This window comes from Streptomyces achromogenes subsp. achromogenes, assembly GCF_000720835.1.
Classification (GTDB): Bacteria; Actinomycetota; Actinomycetes; order Streptomycetales; family Streptomycetaceae; genus Streptomyces; species Streptomyces achromogenes.
In genome coordinates this window covers 34,001-50,206 of sequence record NZ_JODT01000014.1, presented here as the reverse complement: position 1 = coordinate 50,206, position 16,206 = coordinate 34,001, and the positions used below count along the sequence as shown (strand labels likewise).

General features: G+C 71.0%; 17 protein-coding genes. 7 read left to right on the top strand and 10 right to left on the bottom strand.

What is annotated here, in order from left to right:
- Positions 1–73 precede the first annotated feature (73 nt).
- Genes paaA through IH25_RS0115490 form a run of 5 tightly spaced genes read left to right on the top strand, consistent with a single transcriptional unit; the run spans position 74 to position 3,765 of the window.
- Positions 74–1,090: a 1,2-phenylacetyl-CoA epoxidase subunit PaaA gene (gene paaA, locus IH25_RS0115510; protein ID WP_030609389.1), complete on the top strand. Its 1,017-nt coding sequence runs from the start codon at positions 74–76 to the stop codon at positions 1,088–1,090.
- Positions 1,087–1,374, top strand: coding sequence for a 1,2-phenylacetyl-CoA epoxidase subunit PaaB (paaB, locus tag IH25_RS0115505; RefSeq protein ID WP_014673816.1), 288 nt, complete (start codon positions 1,087–1,089; stop codon positions 1,372–1,374). Before paaA ends, paaB begins: the two co-directional genes overlap by 4 nt.
- A complete protein-coding gene (gene paaC, locus IH25_RS0115500; protein ID WP_030609383.1) occupies positions 1,371–2,102 on the top strand; it encodes a 1,2-phenylacetyl-CoA epoxidase subunit PaaC in 732 nt (243 codons plus the stop codon). Before paaB ends, paaC begins: the two co-directional genes overlap by 4 nt.
- Positions 2,096–2,701: a 1,2-phenylacetyl-CoA epoxidase subunit PaaD gene (gene paaD, locus IH25_RS0115495; RefSeq protein WP_030609379.1), complete on the top strand. Its 606-nt coding sequence runs from the start codon at positions 2,096–2,098 to the stop codon at positions 2,699–2,701. Before paaC ends, paaD begins: the two co-directional genes overlap by 7 nt.
- Positions 2,701–3,765: a 2Fe-2S iron-sulfur cluster-binding protein gene (locus IH25_RS0115490; protein WP_030609375.1), complete on the top strand. Its 1,065-nt coding sequence runs from the start codon at positions 2,701–2,703 to the stop codon at positions 3,763–3,765. Before paaD ends, IH25_RS0115490 begins: the two co-directional genes overlap by 1 nt.
- A 188-nt stretch (positions 3,766–3,953) precedes the next feature.
- Here the strand turns inward: IH25_RS0115490 and IH25_RS0115485 are convergent, their stop codons facing one another.
- The 3 genes from IH25_RS0115485 to IH25_RS0115475 form a co-directional block, all read right to left on the bottom strand.
- A complete protein-coding gene (locus tag IH25_RS0115485; protein WP_030609373.1) occupies positions 3,954–4,283 on the bottom strand; it encodes a rhodanese-like domain-containing protein in 330 nt (109 codons plus the stop codon).
- A 44-nt stretch (positions 4,284–4,327) separates the two neighbouring features.
- A complete protein-coding gene (locus IH25_RS0115480; RefSeq protein ID WP_030609370.1) occupies positions 4,328–5,140 on the bottom strand; it encodes a hypothetical protein in 813 nt (270 codons plus the stop codon).
- Between the two features lie 133 nt (positions 5,141–5,273).
- The gene (locus IH25_RS0115475; RefSeq protein WP_030609367.1) at positions 5,274–6,713 is read right to left on the bottom strand and encodes a DUF2252 domain-containing protein; all 1,440 of its coding nucleotides are present in this window, start codon (positions 6,711–6,713) and stop codon (positions 5,274–5,276) included.
- Positions 6,714–7,027: 314 nt separating this feature from the next.
- On the opposite strand from IH25_RS0115475, the gene IH25_RS0115470 reads away from it, so the two are divergent.
- Together IH25_RS0115470 and IH25_RS0115465 are read left to right on the top strand one after the other, a co-directional pair.
- On the top strand, positions 7,028–7,621 hold the full coding sequence (locus IH25_RS0115470) for a TetR family transcriptional regulator (protein ID WP_030609364.1): 594 nt from the start codon (positions 7,028–7,030) through the stop codon (positions 7,619–7,621).
- A gap of 160 nt (positions 7,622–7,781) precedes the next feature.
- On the top strand, positions 7,782–8,246 hold the full coding sequence (locus tag IH25_RS0115465; protein ID WP_030609362.1) for a hypothetical protein: 465 nt from the start codon (positions 7,782–7,784) through the stop codon (positions 8,244–8,246).
- Positions 8,247–8,309: 63 nt separating this feature from the next.
- Here IH25_RS0115465 and IH25_RS0115460 read toward each other — a convergent pair whose 3' ends face one another.
- From IH25_RS0115460 to IH25_RS0115430, 7 genes are read right to left on the bottom strand one after another with little or no spacing between them, the layout of a single operon-like run.
- Positions 8,310–9,374, bottom strand: a complete 1,065-nt coding sequence (locus IH25_RS0115460; protein ID WP_051753940.1) for an isocitrate/isopropylmalate dehydrogenase family protein — start codon at positions 9,372–9,374, stop codon at positions 8,310–8,312.
- A 4-nt stretch (positions 9,375–9,378) separates the two neighbouring features.
- Positions 9,379–10,635 (bottom strand): aconitase/3-isopropylmalate dehydratase large subunit family protein, encoded by a 1,257-nt coding sequence (locus tag IH25_RS0115455; RefSeq protein WP_157846976.1) that lies wholly within the window; start codon positions 10,633–10,635, stop codon positions 9,379–9,381.
- A gap of 11 nt (positions 10,636–10,646) precedes the next feature.
- Complete coding sequence (locus IH25_RS0115450) at positions 10,647–11,159, bottom strand: LeuD/DmdB family oxidoreductase small subunit (protein ID WP_157846975.1); 513 nt, start codon at positions 11,157–11,159, stop codon at positions 10,647–10,649.
- A 15-nt stretch (positions 11,160–11,174) separates the two neighbouring features.
- Positions 11,175–12,512, bottom strand: coding sequence for an MFS transporter (locus IH25_RS41195; RefSeq protein ID WP_030609351.1), 1,338 nt, complete (start codon positions 12,510–12,512; stop codon positions 11,175–11,177).
- Positions 12,512–13,456: a hypothetical protein gene (locus tag IH25_RS41190; protein WP_030609349.1), complete on the bottom strand. Its 945-nt coding sequence runs from the start codon at positions 13,454–13,456 to the stop codon at positions 12,512–12,514. Before IH25_RS41190 ends, IH25_RS41195 begins: the two co-directional genes overlap by 1 nt.
- A 16-nt stretch (positions 13,457–13,472) precedes the next feature.
- Positions 13,473–14,189, bottom strand: coding sequence for a YqcI/YcgG family protein (locus tag IH25_RS0115435; protein ID WP_051753939.1), 717 nt, complete (start codon positions 14,187–14,189; stop codon positions 13,473–13,475).
- Between the two features lie 38 nt (positions 14,190–14,227).
- A complete protein-coding gene (locus IH25_RS0115430) occupies positions 14,228–15,610 on the bottom strand; it encodes a LeuA family protein (protein WP_078844260.1) in 1,383 nt (460 codons plus the stop codon).
- Positions 15,611–16,206: the final 596 nt, after the last annotated feature.

Genomic DNA, 16,206 nt, shown 5'->3' with positions numbered 1-16,206 from the left:
CACGGACCGAACGATCGGTCGGGCCGGGCGGAGAGGACAGTGTTCACCGCAGAGCCGAGGTCAGGGGGACCGCATGGCCACAGCAGCCGCGCAGCGCACGGCCCGTACCGGGACGGACGGCGCGCCGGACACGGCCGACACGACGGCCTACCAGCGCGCCTTCGACGCGGCCGTGGCCGCCGACGAGCGCATCGAACCGCGCGACTGGATGCCGGACGCCTACCGCGCGACCCTGGTCCGGCAGATCGCCCAGCACGCGCACTCCGAGATCATCGGCATGCAGCCGGAGGCCAACTGGATCACCCGCGCGCCCTCCCTGCGCCGCAAGGCGATCCTGATGGCCAAGGTCCAGGACGAGGCCGGCCACGGCCTGTACCTGTACAGCGCGGCCGAGACGCTCGGCACCAGCCGTGACGAGCTGCTGGACAAGCTGCACGCCGGCCGCCAGAAGTATTCGTCGATCTTCAACTACCCGACCCTGACCTGGGCCGACGTCGGAGCGATCGGCTGGCTGGTGGACGGCGCCGCGATCACCAACCAGGTCCCCCTGTGCCGCTGCTCCTACGGCCCGTACGCCCGCGCGATGGTCCGGATCTGCAAGGAGGAGTCCTTCCACCAGCGCCAGGGCTACGAACTGCTGCTGGCCCTCAGCAAGGGCACACCGGAGCAGCACGCCATGGCCCAGGACGCGGTGGACCGCTGGTGGTGGCCGTCGCTGATGATGTTCGGCCCGCCCGACGACGAGTCCCAGCACTCCGCGCAGTCGATGGAGTGGAAGATCAAGCGCCATTCCAACGACGAACTGCGCCAGCGTTTCGTGGACATCTGCGTCCCCCAGGCCGAGTCCCTGGGCCTCACCCTCCCCGACCCGGACCTGCGGTGGAACGAGGAGCGGGGGCACTACGACTTCGGCGCGATCGACTGGACGGAGTTCTGGGAGGTCCTCAAGGGCAACGGCCCCTGCAACGAACAGCGCCTCACCCAGCGCAGGCGCGCCCACGACGAGGGCGCGTGGGTACGGGAAGCCGCCGCGGCCTACGCGGCCAAGCACACCGGCGACACCGGTGGGACGGGAGCGACGCGAGCATGAGCACCACCGACTGGCCCCTGTGGGAGGTCTTCGTCCGCTCCCGGCGCGGCCTGTCCCACACCCACGCCGGCAGCCTGCACGCGCCCGACGCCGAGCTCGCCCTGCGCAACGCCCGCGATCTGTACACCCGGCGCGGCGAGGGCGTCTCCATCTGGGTCGTCCCGGCCGCCGCCATCACCGCCTCGTCGCCGGACGAGAAGGACCCTTTCTTCGAGCCGGCCGCCGACAAGCCCTACCGGCACCCGACCTTCTACGAGATCCCGGAAGGGGTGAAGCACCTGTGACCGCCACCGGCCCCGCCACCGTCCCGGTGACCGCCGCGCTCGCCCTCGGCGACGACGCCCTGGTGCTCTCCCACCGCCTCGGAGAATGGGCAGGGCACGCCCCCGTCCTGGAGGAGGAGGTCGCCCTCGCCAACATCGCCCTGGACCTGCTCGGTCAGGCCCGGGTGCTGCTGTCGCTCGCCGGCGACGAGGACGAACTGGCCTACCTGCGCGAGGAACGGGCCTTTTGCAACCTCCAACTGGTCGAGCAGCCGAACGGCGACTTCGCGCACACCATCGCCCGCCAGCTGTACTTCTCCACATACCAGCACCTGCTCTATGCCGACCTGGCCGCGGGCGACGGCCCGTTCGCACCGCTGGCCGCCAAGGCGGTGAAGGAGGTCGCCTACCACCGCGACCACGCCGAGCAGTGGACGCTCCGGCTGGGTGACGGCACGGAGACCAGCCATGAGCGGATGGCCCGGGCGTGCGCCGCGCTGTGGCGGTACACCGGGGAGATGTTCCAGCCGGTGGAGGGCCTGGCCGCCGACTGGACGCGGCTGGAGGAGCGGTGGCTGGAGTCCGTCACGGAGGTGCTGACCCGTGCCACCCTCACCCTGCCCGAGGGGCCGCGCACCGGTGCCTGGTCGGCGGGGGCCGGCCGGCAGGGCCTGCACACCGAGCCGTTCGGCCGGATGCTCGCCGAGATGCAGCACCTGCACCGCAGCCACCCGGGGGCGACATGGTGACCGGCACCGCCCTGGAGGCGGAACTGCTGGAGCTGGCCGGGTCGGTGCCCGACCCCGAGCTGCCCGTGCTGACGCTGCGGGAGCTGGGCGTGCTCCGCGCGGTGCACCTCCACGACACGGACGCGGTGGAGGTCGATCTCACGCCCACCTACACCGGCTGCCCCGCCATCGAGACGATGAGCGTCGACATAGAGCGGGTGCTGCGCGCCCACGGCATGCGCGAGGTCACCGTCCGCACGGTGCTCAGCCCCGCCTGGTCGACCGACGACATCACCCCCGAAGGGCGCGAGAAACTGCGGGAGTTCGGCATCGCACCGCCCCGCACCCGACGGGCCGCCGACCCCGTTCCGCTGACCCTGGGCCCGACCCGCACACGGACCACGACCACGGCCACGAACGCCACCGCAGCCACGGATCCGGCCATGGACGCGGGCACGAGCGCGTCCCCGCCCCCCACGTCCGGCACCGAACCGGTCCGCTGCCCGCACTGCGGCTCGGCCGACACCGAGCTGCTGAGCCGGTTCTCCTCGACCGCGTGCAAGGCGCTGCGCCGGTGCCTGGGCTGCCGCGAACCGTTCGACCACTTCAAGGAGTTGTGATGGCACGCTTCCACCCGCTCCCGGTGGCCGCGGTCGACCGGCTCACGGACGACTCCGTCGCCCTCACCCTCGCCGTCCCGCCCGGACTGCGCGAGCAGTACCGGCACGCTCCCGGCCAGCACCTCACGCTGCGCCGCCGGGTGGACGGCACGGAGATCCGCCGCACGTACTCCATCTGCTCCCCCGCCCCCGATCCGGCCGGCGAGGGGCCGGCCATCCTGCGGGTGGGGGTGCGGCTGGTGGACGGAGGAGCCTTCTCCACGTACGCGCTGAAGGAGATCGACGTCGGGGACGAGCTGGAGGTGATGACCCCGGCGGGCCGCTTCACGCTGGACCCGGCTCCGGGGTGGTACGCGGCGGTGGTCGGCGGCAGCGGCATCACCCCGGTGCTGTCCATCGTCGCCACGCTGCTGGCCCGCGAGCCGCGGGCCCGGTTCTGTCTGATACGCAGCGACCGGACGGCCGCTTCGACGATGTTCCTGGAGGAGGTCGCCGACCTGAAGGACCGCTATCCCGAGCGGCTTCAGCTGGTGACCGTGCTCTCCCGGGAGGAACAGCAGGCGGGCCTGCCGTCGGGCCGGCTCGACCGGGAACGGCTCACCGGGCTGCTGCCCGCGCTGGTGCCGGTGGCGGAGGTGGCGGGCTGGTTCCTGTGCGGGCCGTACGGGCTGGTGGAGGGCGCCGAGCGGGCGCTGCGCGACCTGGGCGTGGCACGGGACCGGATCCACCAGGAGATCTTCCACGTGGACGCGGGCCCGGCCCCCACGGCATCGGTGACGGCCCCCGCGCACAGCACCGTCACCGCGCGGCTGGACGGGCGCGGTGGCACCTGGCCGGTACGGGAGGGCGAGTCGCTGCTGGAGACGGTGCTGCGCAACCGGCCCGACGCGCCCTACGCCTGCAAGGGCGGGGTGTGCGGGACGTGCCGGGCCTTCCTGGTCGCGGGTGAGGTGCGCATGGACCGCAACTTCGCGCTGGAGACGGAGGAGACGGAGGCCGGGTATGTGCTGGCCTGCCAGTCGCATCCGCTGACGGAAAGGGTGGAGCTGGACTTCGACCGCTGACCCGCCGCCCTCGACCGCTGACCCGCCGGCCTCGACCGCCGACGCGCCGGCTTCAACCGCCGACGCGTCGGTTTCGACCGCTGATCCGGGCGGCGGAGTGGCTGCGGCGGCGCCCATCCACTCGGCTGACGGGAAGGGCCCCCAGGGGTCGGCCGAACCCAGAGGACGGCCGAAGCCTGAGGACGGGGCTAGACGACGAAGCCCGGGGTGCCGTCGTCGGTGACGACCGGACGGCCGGCCCGCTGCCAGTCCTGCATGCCGCCGTCGACGTTCACCGCGTCGATGCCCTGCTGGACCAGGTACATGGTGACCTGGGCCGAGCGGCCGCCGGAGCGGCAGATGACGTGGACGCGGCCGTCCTGCGGGGCGGCCTCGGTCAGCTCGCCGTAGCGGGCCACGAAGTCGCTGAGAGGGATGTGCAGCGCCCCCTCGGCGTGGCCCGCCTGCCATTCGTCGTCCTCGCGGACATCCAGCAGAAAGGCATCGTCCTTGACGTCCGTCACCTGGACCGTGGGCACACCAGCTCCGAAATTCATGGCTCCGACGCTACCCGAAGCCGGGCTCAGCCCTGTCCCAGCAGCCCGGCCAGTTCCGCCTCCCGCTGGGCGATGTCGGCGCGCAGCCGGCCGGCGATCTCGTCGAGCAGCCCGTCGGGGTCGTCCGGGGCGAGCCGGAGCAGCCCGGCGATCGCGCCCTCCTCCAGCTCGCGGGCGACGAGGCTGATCAGCTCCTTGCGCTGGGCGAGCCATTCGAGGCGGGCGTACAGCTCCTCGGCGGGGCTCGGCCGGCGTTCCGGCGGCACCGGACCGGCGGCCCACTCGGCGGCCAGCTCGGTGAGCAGGGCCTCGTCGCCGCGCGCGTAGGCGGCGTTGACCCGGCTGAGGAACTCCTCGCGCCGCTTGCGCTCCGCTTCCTCCTGGGCCAGGTCGGGGTGGGCCTTGCGGGCGAGGTCGCGGTAGAGCTTGCGGACCTGCTCACTGGGGCGCACCCGCTGCGGGGGCCGTACGGCCTGGCCGGTGAGCATGGCGGTGGCCTCCGGGAACAGGCCGTCGCCGTCCATCCAGCCGTGCAGCAGCTCCTCCACGTCCGGCAGCGGCAGCACCCGGGCGCGGGCCTCGGCGGCGCGGCGGACGTCCTCGGGGTCACCGGTGCGGGCGGCCCGCGCCTCGGCGATCTGCGCGTCCAGTTCCTCGATCCGGGCGTACAGCGGGCCGAGCCGCTGGTCGTGCAGGCGGGAGAAGTTCTCCACCTCGACGCGGAACGTCTCCACGGCGATCTCGTACTCGATCAGCGCCTGCTCGGCGGCCCGGACGGCCTGTTCCAGCCGCTCCTCGGGGCGCGGCGCCTCGGACTGGCCGGCTTCGGGGGTGGTCACGCGTTCAGCGTATCGCTCCGCCGAGCCCGGCCGAGGCCTGGTGCTGGGCTCTTGGCAGCCTGGCCTGACGGACGTAGGCGGGGTGTGTCGCCGTAGGGGTGCGGGTGAACCGCCGAGTGCGGGTGCATGGGGCTCATACCCCCGTCTCCGCGGCGATGCGGCCCGTTCGGATGGCGGTCAGGAGGTGGGCGTGGTCGGATTCGGTGCGGTCGGCGTAGGTGACGGCGAACGCGGCGACGGCCTCGTCCAGTTCCTCGTTCTTGCCGCAGTAGCCGGCGATCATCCACGGGTCGGCGCTGTGGGAGTGGGCGCGGGCCAGCAGGGCGCCGGTCATCCGGCCGTAGTCGTCGAGCTGGTCGGCGGGGAGCGCGGCCGGGTCGACGCTGCCCTTGCGGTTGCGGAACTGCCGCACCTGGTACGGGCGCCCCTCGACGGTGGTCCAGCCCAGCAGGATGTCGCTGACCACCTGCATCCGCTGCTGGCCGAGGACAACCCGGCGGCCCTCGTGCGACACCGGCCGCACCGGGAAACCGGCCGTGGCCAGGTGCGGGACGAGCGCCGAGGGGCGGGCCTCCTTCACCTGGAGGATCAGCGGTTCCCCGCGGTGGTCGAGCAGCAGGACGACGTAGGAGCGGGTGCCGACGCTGCCGGTGCCGACCACCCGGAAGGCCACGTCGTGCACGGCGTGCCGGGCGAGCAGCGGACGGCGGTCCTCACCGATCGTGCCGAGGTACTCCTCCAGGGCCAGGGCGACCGCCGTGGCCTCGGCGTCCGGGATGTCACGCAGCACCGGCGGGGCGGGCACGAACCGGCGTCCGCCGCCCGCGACGGGCTCCGTCGACTTCGCCGCGAACCGGCCGCTGGTGTTGGACCGGGCCTTCTCCGAGACCCGCCGCAGGGTGCCGAGCAGGTCGTGGGCGTCGGTGTGGGAGACCAGTTCCTCGTCCGCGATGGCGTTCCAGGCGTCGAGCGCGGGGAGTTTGGCGAGCAGTCGCATGGTGCGGCGGTAGGCGCCGGCGGCGTCGCGGGCCGCCGCTCGGCAGGTCTCCTCGTCGGCGCCCGTCTCCCGCCCCGCCAGCACCAGGGAGGCCGCGAGCCGCTTCAGGTCCCACTCCCAGGGGCCGTGCGCGGTCTCGTCGAAGTCGTTGAGGTCGATGACGAGGTCACCGCGGGCGTCGCCGTACAGGCCGAAGTTGGCCGCGTGCGCGTCGCCGCATATCTGGGTGCCGATCCCGGTCATGGGGGTGCGGGCGAGGTCGTACGCCATGAGCCCGGCGGAGCCGCGCAGGAAGGCGAACGGTCCGGCCGCCATCCGGCCCACCCGCAGCGGGATCAGCTCGGGGATGCGGCCGGCGTTGGACTCCAGGACCGCGGTCACCGCGTCGGGGCGGCCGGCGTCCGGGTCGAGCGCGCTGTGGGCGGCACGCGGCACGCTCCGCCGCAGAGCCTTGCCCTCCTTCTTCGGCGAACCCGGCGCGCCCTGCGGCGGCCAAGGGGCGAATCCCCGCACCCCGGGCAGCCGGCGCGCCTCCCGGTCCGCCGTGTCCGCCGCCCGCTCACCGCTTCCGGTCATCGCGACCGCCTCCCCCGCACTGCCCGCACGCCTTCGAACAGGCGTCGGTACGAAATGAACTCGGAGAGACGGTACAACCGGTGGCCGAAACGCATCAGCCCCGCCGGGCGCCGACCATCGGCCGCCCCCGCCCGGCCCACAGGCCGCCCCGGACCTCCGCCCCCCGATACCGGCCGCCCCCCCCCACCGGTCCGGTTCCGGGAACCGCCCCACCCCCGCGCTGCCCACCACCCCCACGGCCGAAAGGACGCCGCGGCGCCGGTGGGACAATGGGCAGCGGCCTCATGCGTCAGGAAGGGGGAAGGTACCGGCCCATGACCACCCGACCCGGCCTGCGGGAGCGGAAGAAGGCCAAGACCCGCCGCCTTCTCCGGCAGGAAGCCCTCCGTCTCTTCGTGGCACAGGGGTACGACCACACCACCGTCGAACAGATCTGTGACGCGGCCGACGTCTCGCCGAGCACGTTCTTCCGGTACTTCCCGGCCAAGGAAGACGTGGTCCTCATGGACGACGACCCCGGCCCGTACCCCGAGGAGCCGGCCCGCGCGGCCGGTCCGGCTCGGCCGCCGGCGGACGACGCGGTGCGGGCGACGCTCCGCGACCTGCTCGCCCGGCGCGTGGGCCCCGACCCGGACACCACGCTGGCGCGGCTCAGGCTGGCCGCGCGGGTGCAGCCGCTGCGCGCACGCCTGTGGCAGCACCAGGAAGCACAGGTGACGCACACGGCGGCGCTGCTCGCCCGGCGCGCGGGCAGGGACGCGAACGCGTACGAGGTCCGGCTGAGCGCGGCCGTCCTCGTCGCGGTGACCACCGAGACGCTCATGTACTGGGCCGAGCGCGACGGGGAGCCGGACCTCACGGCCCTCTGCGCGCGGGCACTGGACCACCTCGGCGCCCTCCCCCTGTGACCGGCCGGGCCGCACCGCCCCCGGCCACACCGCCCCCGGCCGCACCGCCACCCGGCCATGGACACCACACGGCACGGCGCCCTGTCCGCCCTTTTCGACTTCCAGGGGCTTTCATGAATTCCACGGTATCCCTACCATCGAGGGATGGTAGGTTTTATCGATGGATAAGAAGCCGCTTCAGAATGCCGGGTTCTTGTGTACGAGGGTCCCGCGAGCCGCCATAAGGCAGACCGGCAGCCACCACGGCGATCAGGATATGGCGGCGTTGCTGGCTTTCCAGAGCTGGTTCAATTCTCTCGGCTCCCGGGTCGGTCCACCGGAGGCCACGCCCTTCATCGGGGACGACGTCGAACTGTGGTGGATCGACTCGGATCTGTGCGTGGAGCGCGGAGCCGAGCAGGTCAGAGCCCTGCTGGTGGACGCGACGCCGGAGCATCACCTCTCCCTGCACGCGACGGAAAGACGCGAGGGGCGCCTCTTCGGACTGTTCCGTCCGGCCACTTTCGGCGGGGAAACGGAACTCCACGTCATAACGGAGAACGGCCGGGTGATCCGCATTGTCGTCGCGATTTCCCCGGAGCGGGGCTGGGTCACCCGTCTGACCCGCAGCCGGTCATGGAAATAAGGCAGCGATTCGGCCGGCCGGGACATTCGCCCCGGCCGGCACGAAATATCCGGTGCGCCGAGATTATTTCCCGCCCGCCGCGATCTCCCGCATGCGGTCGGCGACCGCCTTGCCCAGCTCGGCCGTCGTGACGGCCGGCCCCGGCCCGCTGATGTCCGCGGTCGCGCGGCCGGGGATCGTGGCGAGCACGGCGGACTCGATGAGCTCCCTGGCGTCCACCCTGCCGAAGGCGTGCTCGCACATCATCGCCACCGACAGGATGGAGCCGACGGGGTTGGCGATGTTCTTCCCCGCGATCGTCGGCGCCGTGCCGCTGACCGGCTCGTAGAGACCGAAGCCCCGGTCGTTCAGGCTCGCGGACGGCAGCAGGCCCAGCGAGCCGACGAGCCCCCCGGCGAGATCGCTCAGGATGTCCCCGAACAGGTTCGGCGCCAGGATCACGTCGAAGTCCGCCGGGCGCAGACAGAGCTGGGCGGCCATGTTGTCCACGTAGAAGTCGTCGAACTCGACATCGCCGTACTGCTCGCGCAGCGGTTCCAGGACCTTCCACCACACGGAGAACACGGGCCCGATCGCGTTGGTCTTGTGCGCGAAGGTCAGCCGCTTGCGCCGGCGGCGGGCCTGCTCGAAGGCCACCGCCGCGATGCGCCGGGCCTGGTGCTCGTCGTAGTACATCTCCTGTGACGCCCACTCGCCTCCGCTGCCGTGGCCCTGCCGCTGTCTGCCGTAGTAGACATCGGAGGTCAGCTCGCGCACGACCAGCAGGTCCGTCCCCTCGATGACCTCCTGTCTCAGCGGGGAGACAGCGCTCAGACCCGGGTACGACCGCACCGGGCGGAGATTGGCGTACAGGTCGTAGCGCTCCCGGAGCAGACCGATCGGCTCGGACGGGACCGCCCCGAACAGGATCGAGGTGTCCCCCGCGGCCTGGCCCTCGTCGCAGGCGCGCAAGGCGTCCTCGGAGATGAAGTCGCCGCTTTCCTGGAAGGCGGCCTCGCCGACCTCGAAGTGGCGCAGCGCCACGTCGAAGCCGCAGATCTCGGCCGCGGCGGTGAGCACCCGCACGCCCTCGCGCGTCACCTCCGGCCCGATGCCGTCGCCCGGCATCACGATCACGTTCATGGGCATGCGGTCATTTCCCGTCCGTGATGAAGCCGTGCAGCGCGGTGTGCCCGGCGGTCAGGGAGGACGCGAGGTAGACGGAGGCGTTCGGGGAGCCCATCCGGCCCCGGAAGTTGCGGTTGATCGTCGCCAGGCAGACATCGCCGTCGCCGAGGACGGCGCCGTGCGCGCCGAAGCACGCCTTGCAGCCAGGGGACTCCACGTTGACGCCCGCCAGCACCAGGTCCTGGGTGATGCCCTGCACCGTCATCGCCCGGTAGACCTGCATCGTCGCGGGCACCACGACGACCTGGACGCCCTTGGCGACCCGGTTTCCCCGGACCACGTCGGCGAAGATCTTGATGTCCTCGAGTTTGCCGCCCGCGCATCCGCCGACGTACACCTGGTCCACCTTGATGCCCTTGCGCACGACTTCGCCCAGGGGCACCCCGTTGTCCGGCTTGTGCGGCAGGGCGATCATCGGCTCGATGTCCTCCGCCCGGTAGGACACGACCCTCTCGTACACGAAGTCCGGGTCCGGCGTCACCGCCTCGTACGGCCGTTGGGCGACCTCGGCGAGGTACTTCTCCACTTCCGGGGTCAGGGTCATGATGCCGTTCATGGCCCCGCCCTCGACGACCATGTTGCACAGCGAGATCCGCTGGTCCAGCGTGAGGTCGTCGATGGTCGACCCCGCCCACTCGATCGCCTTCCCGGACGCGCCGCCCATTTTGATGTCGCTGAGCAGCCGCAGCATGATGTCCATCGCCTGCACGTCCGGCTTCAGCCGGCCGTCGATGCTCACCTGCATCACCTCGGGCACCGAGAACCACAGCCGGCCGGTCTTGAGCACGGCCGCCATGTCCACGATGCCGACGCCGGTGGCGAGCGCGTTGAACGCGCCGCCGGTGACGGTGTGCGAGTCGTTGCCGACCAGGAGCTCGCCGGGCAGGGTCAGGCCCTGCTCGATCAGTACGGTGTGCGAGACGCCGTAGTTGGGGCCGTACGGGAAGTAGTGCTGGATGCCCTGTTCCGCGGCGAACTCGTCCATGATCTTGACCAGGTTGCGCGACGCGGGGTCCTTCGCGGGCACCAGGTGGTCCTGGAAGAGGGCGACGCGGGAGGGGTCCCAGACCTTCGCGTCCCGGCCGAAGCCGTTGTAGAAGGTCTCCGTCAGCACGGCTATCCCCGGGTCGTGGGTGAAGCTCATGTTGATGCGGGCCTCGATGAACTCGCCCGATTCGACGTGGTCCCTTCCCGCCTGACGCGCGAAGATCTTGTGAGTCATGCTCTGCGGTGTCATCGCTGGTCTCCCTGCTGGAGCGCGTACGGGATCAGGCCTCCGGCGTTCATGATGGAAAGGAGCGGGCCGAAGTCCTTGAACGTGTGGGTCCGGCCGGCCACGGTGCAGCGCCGGGCGTCGAGGTCGACCTCGACGGACGCGCCGTGGACCGACTCGTCGAAGTCGTGGTCGATCCGGATCGGCAGCAGGATGCCCATGTTGATGCAGTTGCGGAAGAAGATGTTGCCGAACGACTTGGCGATGACGACCTTCACGCCCGCGAGGCTCAGGGCCTGCGGCGCCGTCTCCCGGCTGGAGCCGCAGCCGAACTCCCGGCCGGCGACGATCACCTGGAAGTCCGAGCGGCCCGTCTTCTCGTCGACGAGCGGTTCGAGGCCCTGGTAGTCGATCAGGGCGATGCGGGCGAGCTGCTCGTCACTCTCGATCGGCTCGAACCTGCCGGGTGCCATGAGGTCCGTGTTGACGTAGTCCCCGCAGTGATAGGCCTTGCCTGTCATTAGGTTGGGCACTTGCACTCCTTGCCTTCATGGATGGGATGGCTTCTCCCGCGGACGGCCCGTGGTCAGGCGCGGGGACGGTGCGTTCCGCACCAGGGGTGCGGCCAGCAGCAGGACCGGCAGGGCGAAGGCGGCGCCGACCGACACCACCGCCCACGTCGTGCCGATCGCGGGGGTCAGGAACCCGCCCAGCGACCGGCCGAGCAGCTGGCAGGCGTCACCGACGGAGAGCACGGTCGCGTAGTACCGCCCCGTGTACTCCGCGGGCAGGAGGTGTTGCACCTCGGTGAAGTAGAGGACGGTGGCGGACGATTCGAGCGCGCCCGCGACGAACATCAGCAGCACCGCGCCGACGGCGCTGCCGGTCCAGGGCAGGACCAGCCAGGCCACCCCTTCCAGGACGCTGGCCAGGACGTACACGACCCCGCTGCGGTATCTGCCCAGCAGCGGCGCCAGCATGGCACCGGCGATGCCGCCCAGCCCCAGCGCCCCGAACAGGTAGCCGAGCATGCCGGGTACGGCGTGGAACCTCCCCAGCGAGTAGGCGGCCAGCAGGACGGTGCCGGCGCCGAACGCGAGGTAGTACGTCAGGACGGTGACGGTCAGCGCCGCCAGCCGGGGGCTGCCGCGCAGGAACCCGGCGACACCGCGGATGCCGCCGACCAGCTCAGCCGCCCAGGCACCGGGGCGCAGGGCCGCCATGATGCCCGGCGCGCGCTCCCCCGGGGCCCGCTCGACCGGCACATGGCTGTCGATCCGGACGAAGAACACCGTGGCGGTCAGCGCCATGGCGGCTTCCAGTACGAAGATCCACGACAGCCCGACCAGGGCGATGCCGGGCCCGGCGACCGCGGGGCCGAGGAAGCGGGCCAGCCGCTGGGCGGTGACGACCAGGCCGTTTCCGCTCATCTCGGAGCCGGCGTCCATCACCTGCGGACGCAGCGCCAGCGCCGCGGGCACCACGAACATGTAGCCGATGCCCACGAGCACGGCCAGCACCTGGACCTGCCACAGCTCCGTGGTGAGCGGGAACAGGGCGACCATCAGACCGCTGAACACCGCGCTGGCGACGAGGACGTTACGGGGGTTGTTGCGGTCGACGACGTTGCCCGCGGCGACACCGAGGAGGATGTTCGGGACGGCCATCAACCCGGTCGTCAGGCCCACGCCGAGGCCGAGGCCGTGGCGTTCGATGACGAACAGGGGGATGGCGACCCAGGTGGCCCACTGTCCGACCTCCATCAGGAGCACCGACACGACGAGCCTGCGCAGACCGGCGTTGCGGCGCAGGAGACGGAAGACGGACAGGACTTCGGCGAGCCTGCCACCCGACGCGGCCGTCGCCCGCGTTTCCTGAGCGGCCATCACCGGACCCGACGCAACTGGGCCCAGCGCCGGTACGGCCGCACCGCGGCTTCGTCCGTCTCGTCCGACACGAAGCACACCAGCCGGAGCCGGCGCGCGGCGTCCGCCAGGTCGCCGGCGGCCGGCGGGGCGTACGGGGCGTCGCCGTCCACGGGGAGCTGCTCGAAGCACAGCACCGGCTGCCGCAGCCCCCGCAGACCGAGCATCTTGTCGGCGACGAGCCCGCAGTCGGGTTCGCCCAGCATGCCGGCCGGCACCGGGATCCCCCCGAGGCGCAGCTTGTACAGGCACAGCCCGGGGCTGAGGACGGCGCCGTAGAAGTTCATCTCGATGCCCATCGACAGCGTCTTCAGCCCGTAGGCCGGGGCGAGGGAGGCGGCCACCGCGTACATCCCGGCCGTGGTCGCCGGCGCGGGCGCGGGCTCGCGCACCGCGAGGAACCGGACGTGCAGGAGGCTGTTCTCCCGGTCCTGCCGGGCGATCATCCCGCAGACCAGGGCGCCCGCCTCGTCCCGCCAGGTGGCGAGGAGGTGGTCGCCGCCGAGCACCGCCTCCCGCAGCTGCCCGGCGAAGTCCAGGCCGCCGTGGATCCTGCCCATGTGCGCGCGGTAGAGCGGGAGGAACTCCTCGTACGACCTCTCCGTCACCGGGTCTTCCAGCGACATCGCGTACCCGGCGAGGGCGTCCATGGCCAGCCTCGTGCGGTTCGGCCGGACCTGCGCCGCCAGGAAGCTGTCCGTGCCCTCCGGCACTTCGCGGGTGAACATGATCCAGTCCGGCCTGATGACGAAGCCCGCGTCGCGCAGCCCGGCGTAATCGGGATCGCGCCAGCCGGCCCGCAGCACGTGGGCCCGAGCCGCCCGGGCCTCGCCCTCGGCCTGTGCGAGTGACGCCGGATCGTCGCAGAGCCTGAACTCGGCGCCTTCGAGGTCGGTCAGTTCCATGGTTCCTTCTCCCGCGTCAGGTCCCCTTGTAGGGGCAGGCGTCCACTGGGAACTCGGTCAGGTCGTCGGGCAGAAAGTACTGCCGCCACTTGTAGTCGACCTGCCGTTCCGCGGAACCCAGATGGGGATGCGGGGGCAGCTCTTCGTATCCGGCCAGTCTGTCGCGGACGTTCTGCTTCGCCTTGCGGCCCGCCGGGGTGTTGCCGGCCAGGCCCTCGAAGATCCGTCGGGTCTGGAAGATCACGGTCAGGCAGTGGCCGATGGCCCTGCTGCGCCGCGCGGCATAGGCCGGGCTGCACATGAAGGTGAACCACGGTTCCCCGGCGAAGCACCAGTCCCATTTCGGGTCCGCCGGATCGCTCGGGCAGTTCTCGGGCCAGGGCGACCGGTCGTGGGCCCGCAGGTCGCCCAGCAGACGCCAGAACCGCTCCCGGTCGTGGTCGAGGTCCGGGACCTCGGCCGGCGGGCCCACGAACACCACGAGCGACTGGCGCCGCGGCCCGGTCCACGCCTTGTCCCGGAAGGCACGCAGGGTCTGGGCCAGCCGTTCCACGCCGTGCGTGTGCGGCAGCCGCGTGTCCAGCGCGGTGAAACTGTTGTGGCCGTTGTTCTGCGCGCCGACTCCGAAGAGGCACGGGAACTTGGCGGACTCGTCCGTCAACGTCCGGTCGAACTCGCGGAAGGCGGGCACGACCCAGCTCCACAGCGGATCGGCCGGGTCGGCCTGTGCCATCTGTTCCGCGGTCCACAACTCTGCCGGGGGCACTGGATTCAGGATCCCTTCGCCGCGTGCTGCTTGTACCAGGCGACGATCTCGTCCTCGTACATGAGGCGGTGCTGTGTCTTGGCGTGGGCCAGGAGTGCCTCGGCGGTGCCCTCGGAGGAATCCATGTTCCCCTTTCGGAGCACGTACGTGGCATTGGCCATGCCGCTCGTCGGGCCCACGCCGATGTCCTGCACCGCGCCGAGCTCGCTCGCCGGAATGCTGCTGAATACGTAGTCCTCGAAATCGGTGCCGATCTCCGCGGCCTTCAGGACCGCGGCCGCGTGGGTGCCGGTGCAGGTGGCGAACGCCTGCTGCCCCACCAGCGGCATGTTCACCGGGATCGGGAATTCCGTCGCGGCCGACAGCTTCTTCAGATACGGGATCAGGTTTTTGACGTCGAAGTTCCCGACACCGTTCTGGTAGAGATACATGATGACCTGTTCCAGGGCGGTGTTCCCGCTCCTTTCACCGATCCCCAGGAACGCACCGCCGACGATGTCGGCCCCCGCCTCGACGGCGGCGATCGAGTTCGCGAGCCCCAGTCCCCGGTCGTTGTGCCCGTGCCAGAGGATTTTCACGTGCGAGCCGCGGTCCTTGATGAGGGACTTGACGTAGCCCACCAGCCGGTGGACTCCCGCCGGCGTGCTCTCGCCCACCGTGTCGCACACCGCGATGCTGTAAGCCGAATACCGCACGGCCAGTTCCACCATGTCCCGCAGTTCGTCGGGCGGTGTCCGGCTCGCGTCCTCGACGCTGAAGGAAAAGGGCAGACCGACCTTTTCCAGGTACTCCATCGTGCCGGTGATGCGCTCCATGATCTGGGCCATGTCCCACTTCTCGACATGGCGCCGGATCGGGCTGGTGCCGATGAAGAAGGCGGCGCCGACGTCCGCGCCGAAGTGGTCGCGCAGCCGGAGCATCGGCTCCAGGTCCTCCCGCACCGCGCGGCCGAGGAACCAGGGCATCAGGGGCAGGCCGTCGTCCCGGATGACGGACAGCAGACGTCGGCTGTCCGAGAACTCCGCGGGCGAGCTGGCGGGAAAGCCCACGACCGCGTGGCGCGCCCCGATACCGGCCGACATCCGGAACAGCTCGGCCTTCTCCTCGACCGTGGGCTTGCGGATGAAGCTCGCCTGCAGGCCGTCCCGCAACGTGTCGTCCTCGATCTCGACGGACGTCCCGGCGGGAAGCCGCTCGTTCCAGGTGAAGAGAATGTCCCCGATGTTCGACATCATCACTCCCGCGTTCTTCGGCGACGGCACGCGCCACTGGCGGTGCACGCGTATCGCCGGACGGTGGATTTCAGGTGCATTGGTCTGCGAGAAACCCGGAAGGCGAAGGAAACGCGCCCCGGTCTCCCCGGGCGCGCCGGCACGTACAACCGGCATACCGGTCCGGGGAGTTATAGAGGGACGACCCGAGGGCGGATGAAACTCACCCGGGGAATTCGAAGATCCGCGTCGCGGGGATACCGGAACACGCAATTCCGGAAGTACTCACCCAGTTGATCACCGGATCGGCTGTCTATCCAATGATCTTCCCCCCACGACGGCGGTCCCTCCGCAGATCACGGTGAAACAGACGCACTCATGATTGATACCGGATGACAAGCTGTCAACGGCCCGGACAGAACAAGTGGGACTGCCTACTCCCCCTTGACCGGCAGGGCCTCCTGATCGATCACGGAACTTCTGTTACACGATTGACAGGAGCTTCACTCGGGATGAAGTATGAGCGGGTCCCTATCACCTTGATCTTCGGAGGGATCTCCCGTCGTGGGGATGAGATCAACAGGTGTTCGAGTAGAGCAGGGCATTCCGCGGCGTAACCACCGTCGTCACCCGGCCGTTCGCCGGTCTTCGCCGTCCGCCGCCGAGAGAAGATCCACTCACGGGTCCGGCAGTCCCGTCCGGCCCGTCCGCGGGTGACCTCGGCGACGCCCCACGACGAGATGACGCTCGTCCGTCCCGGAAGATCCCGACTG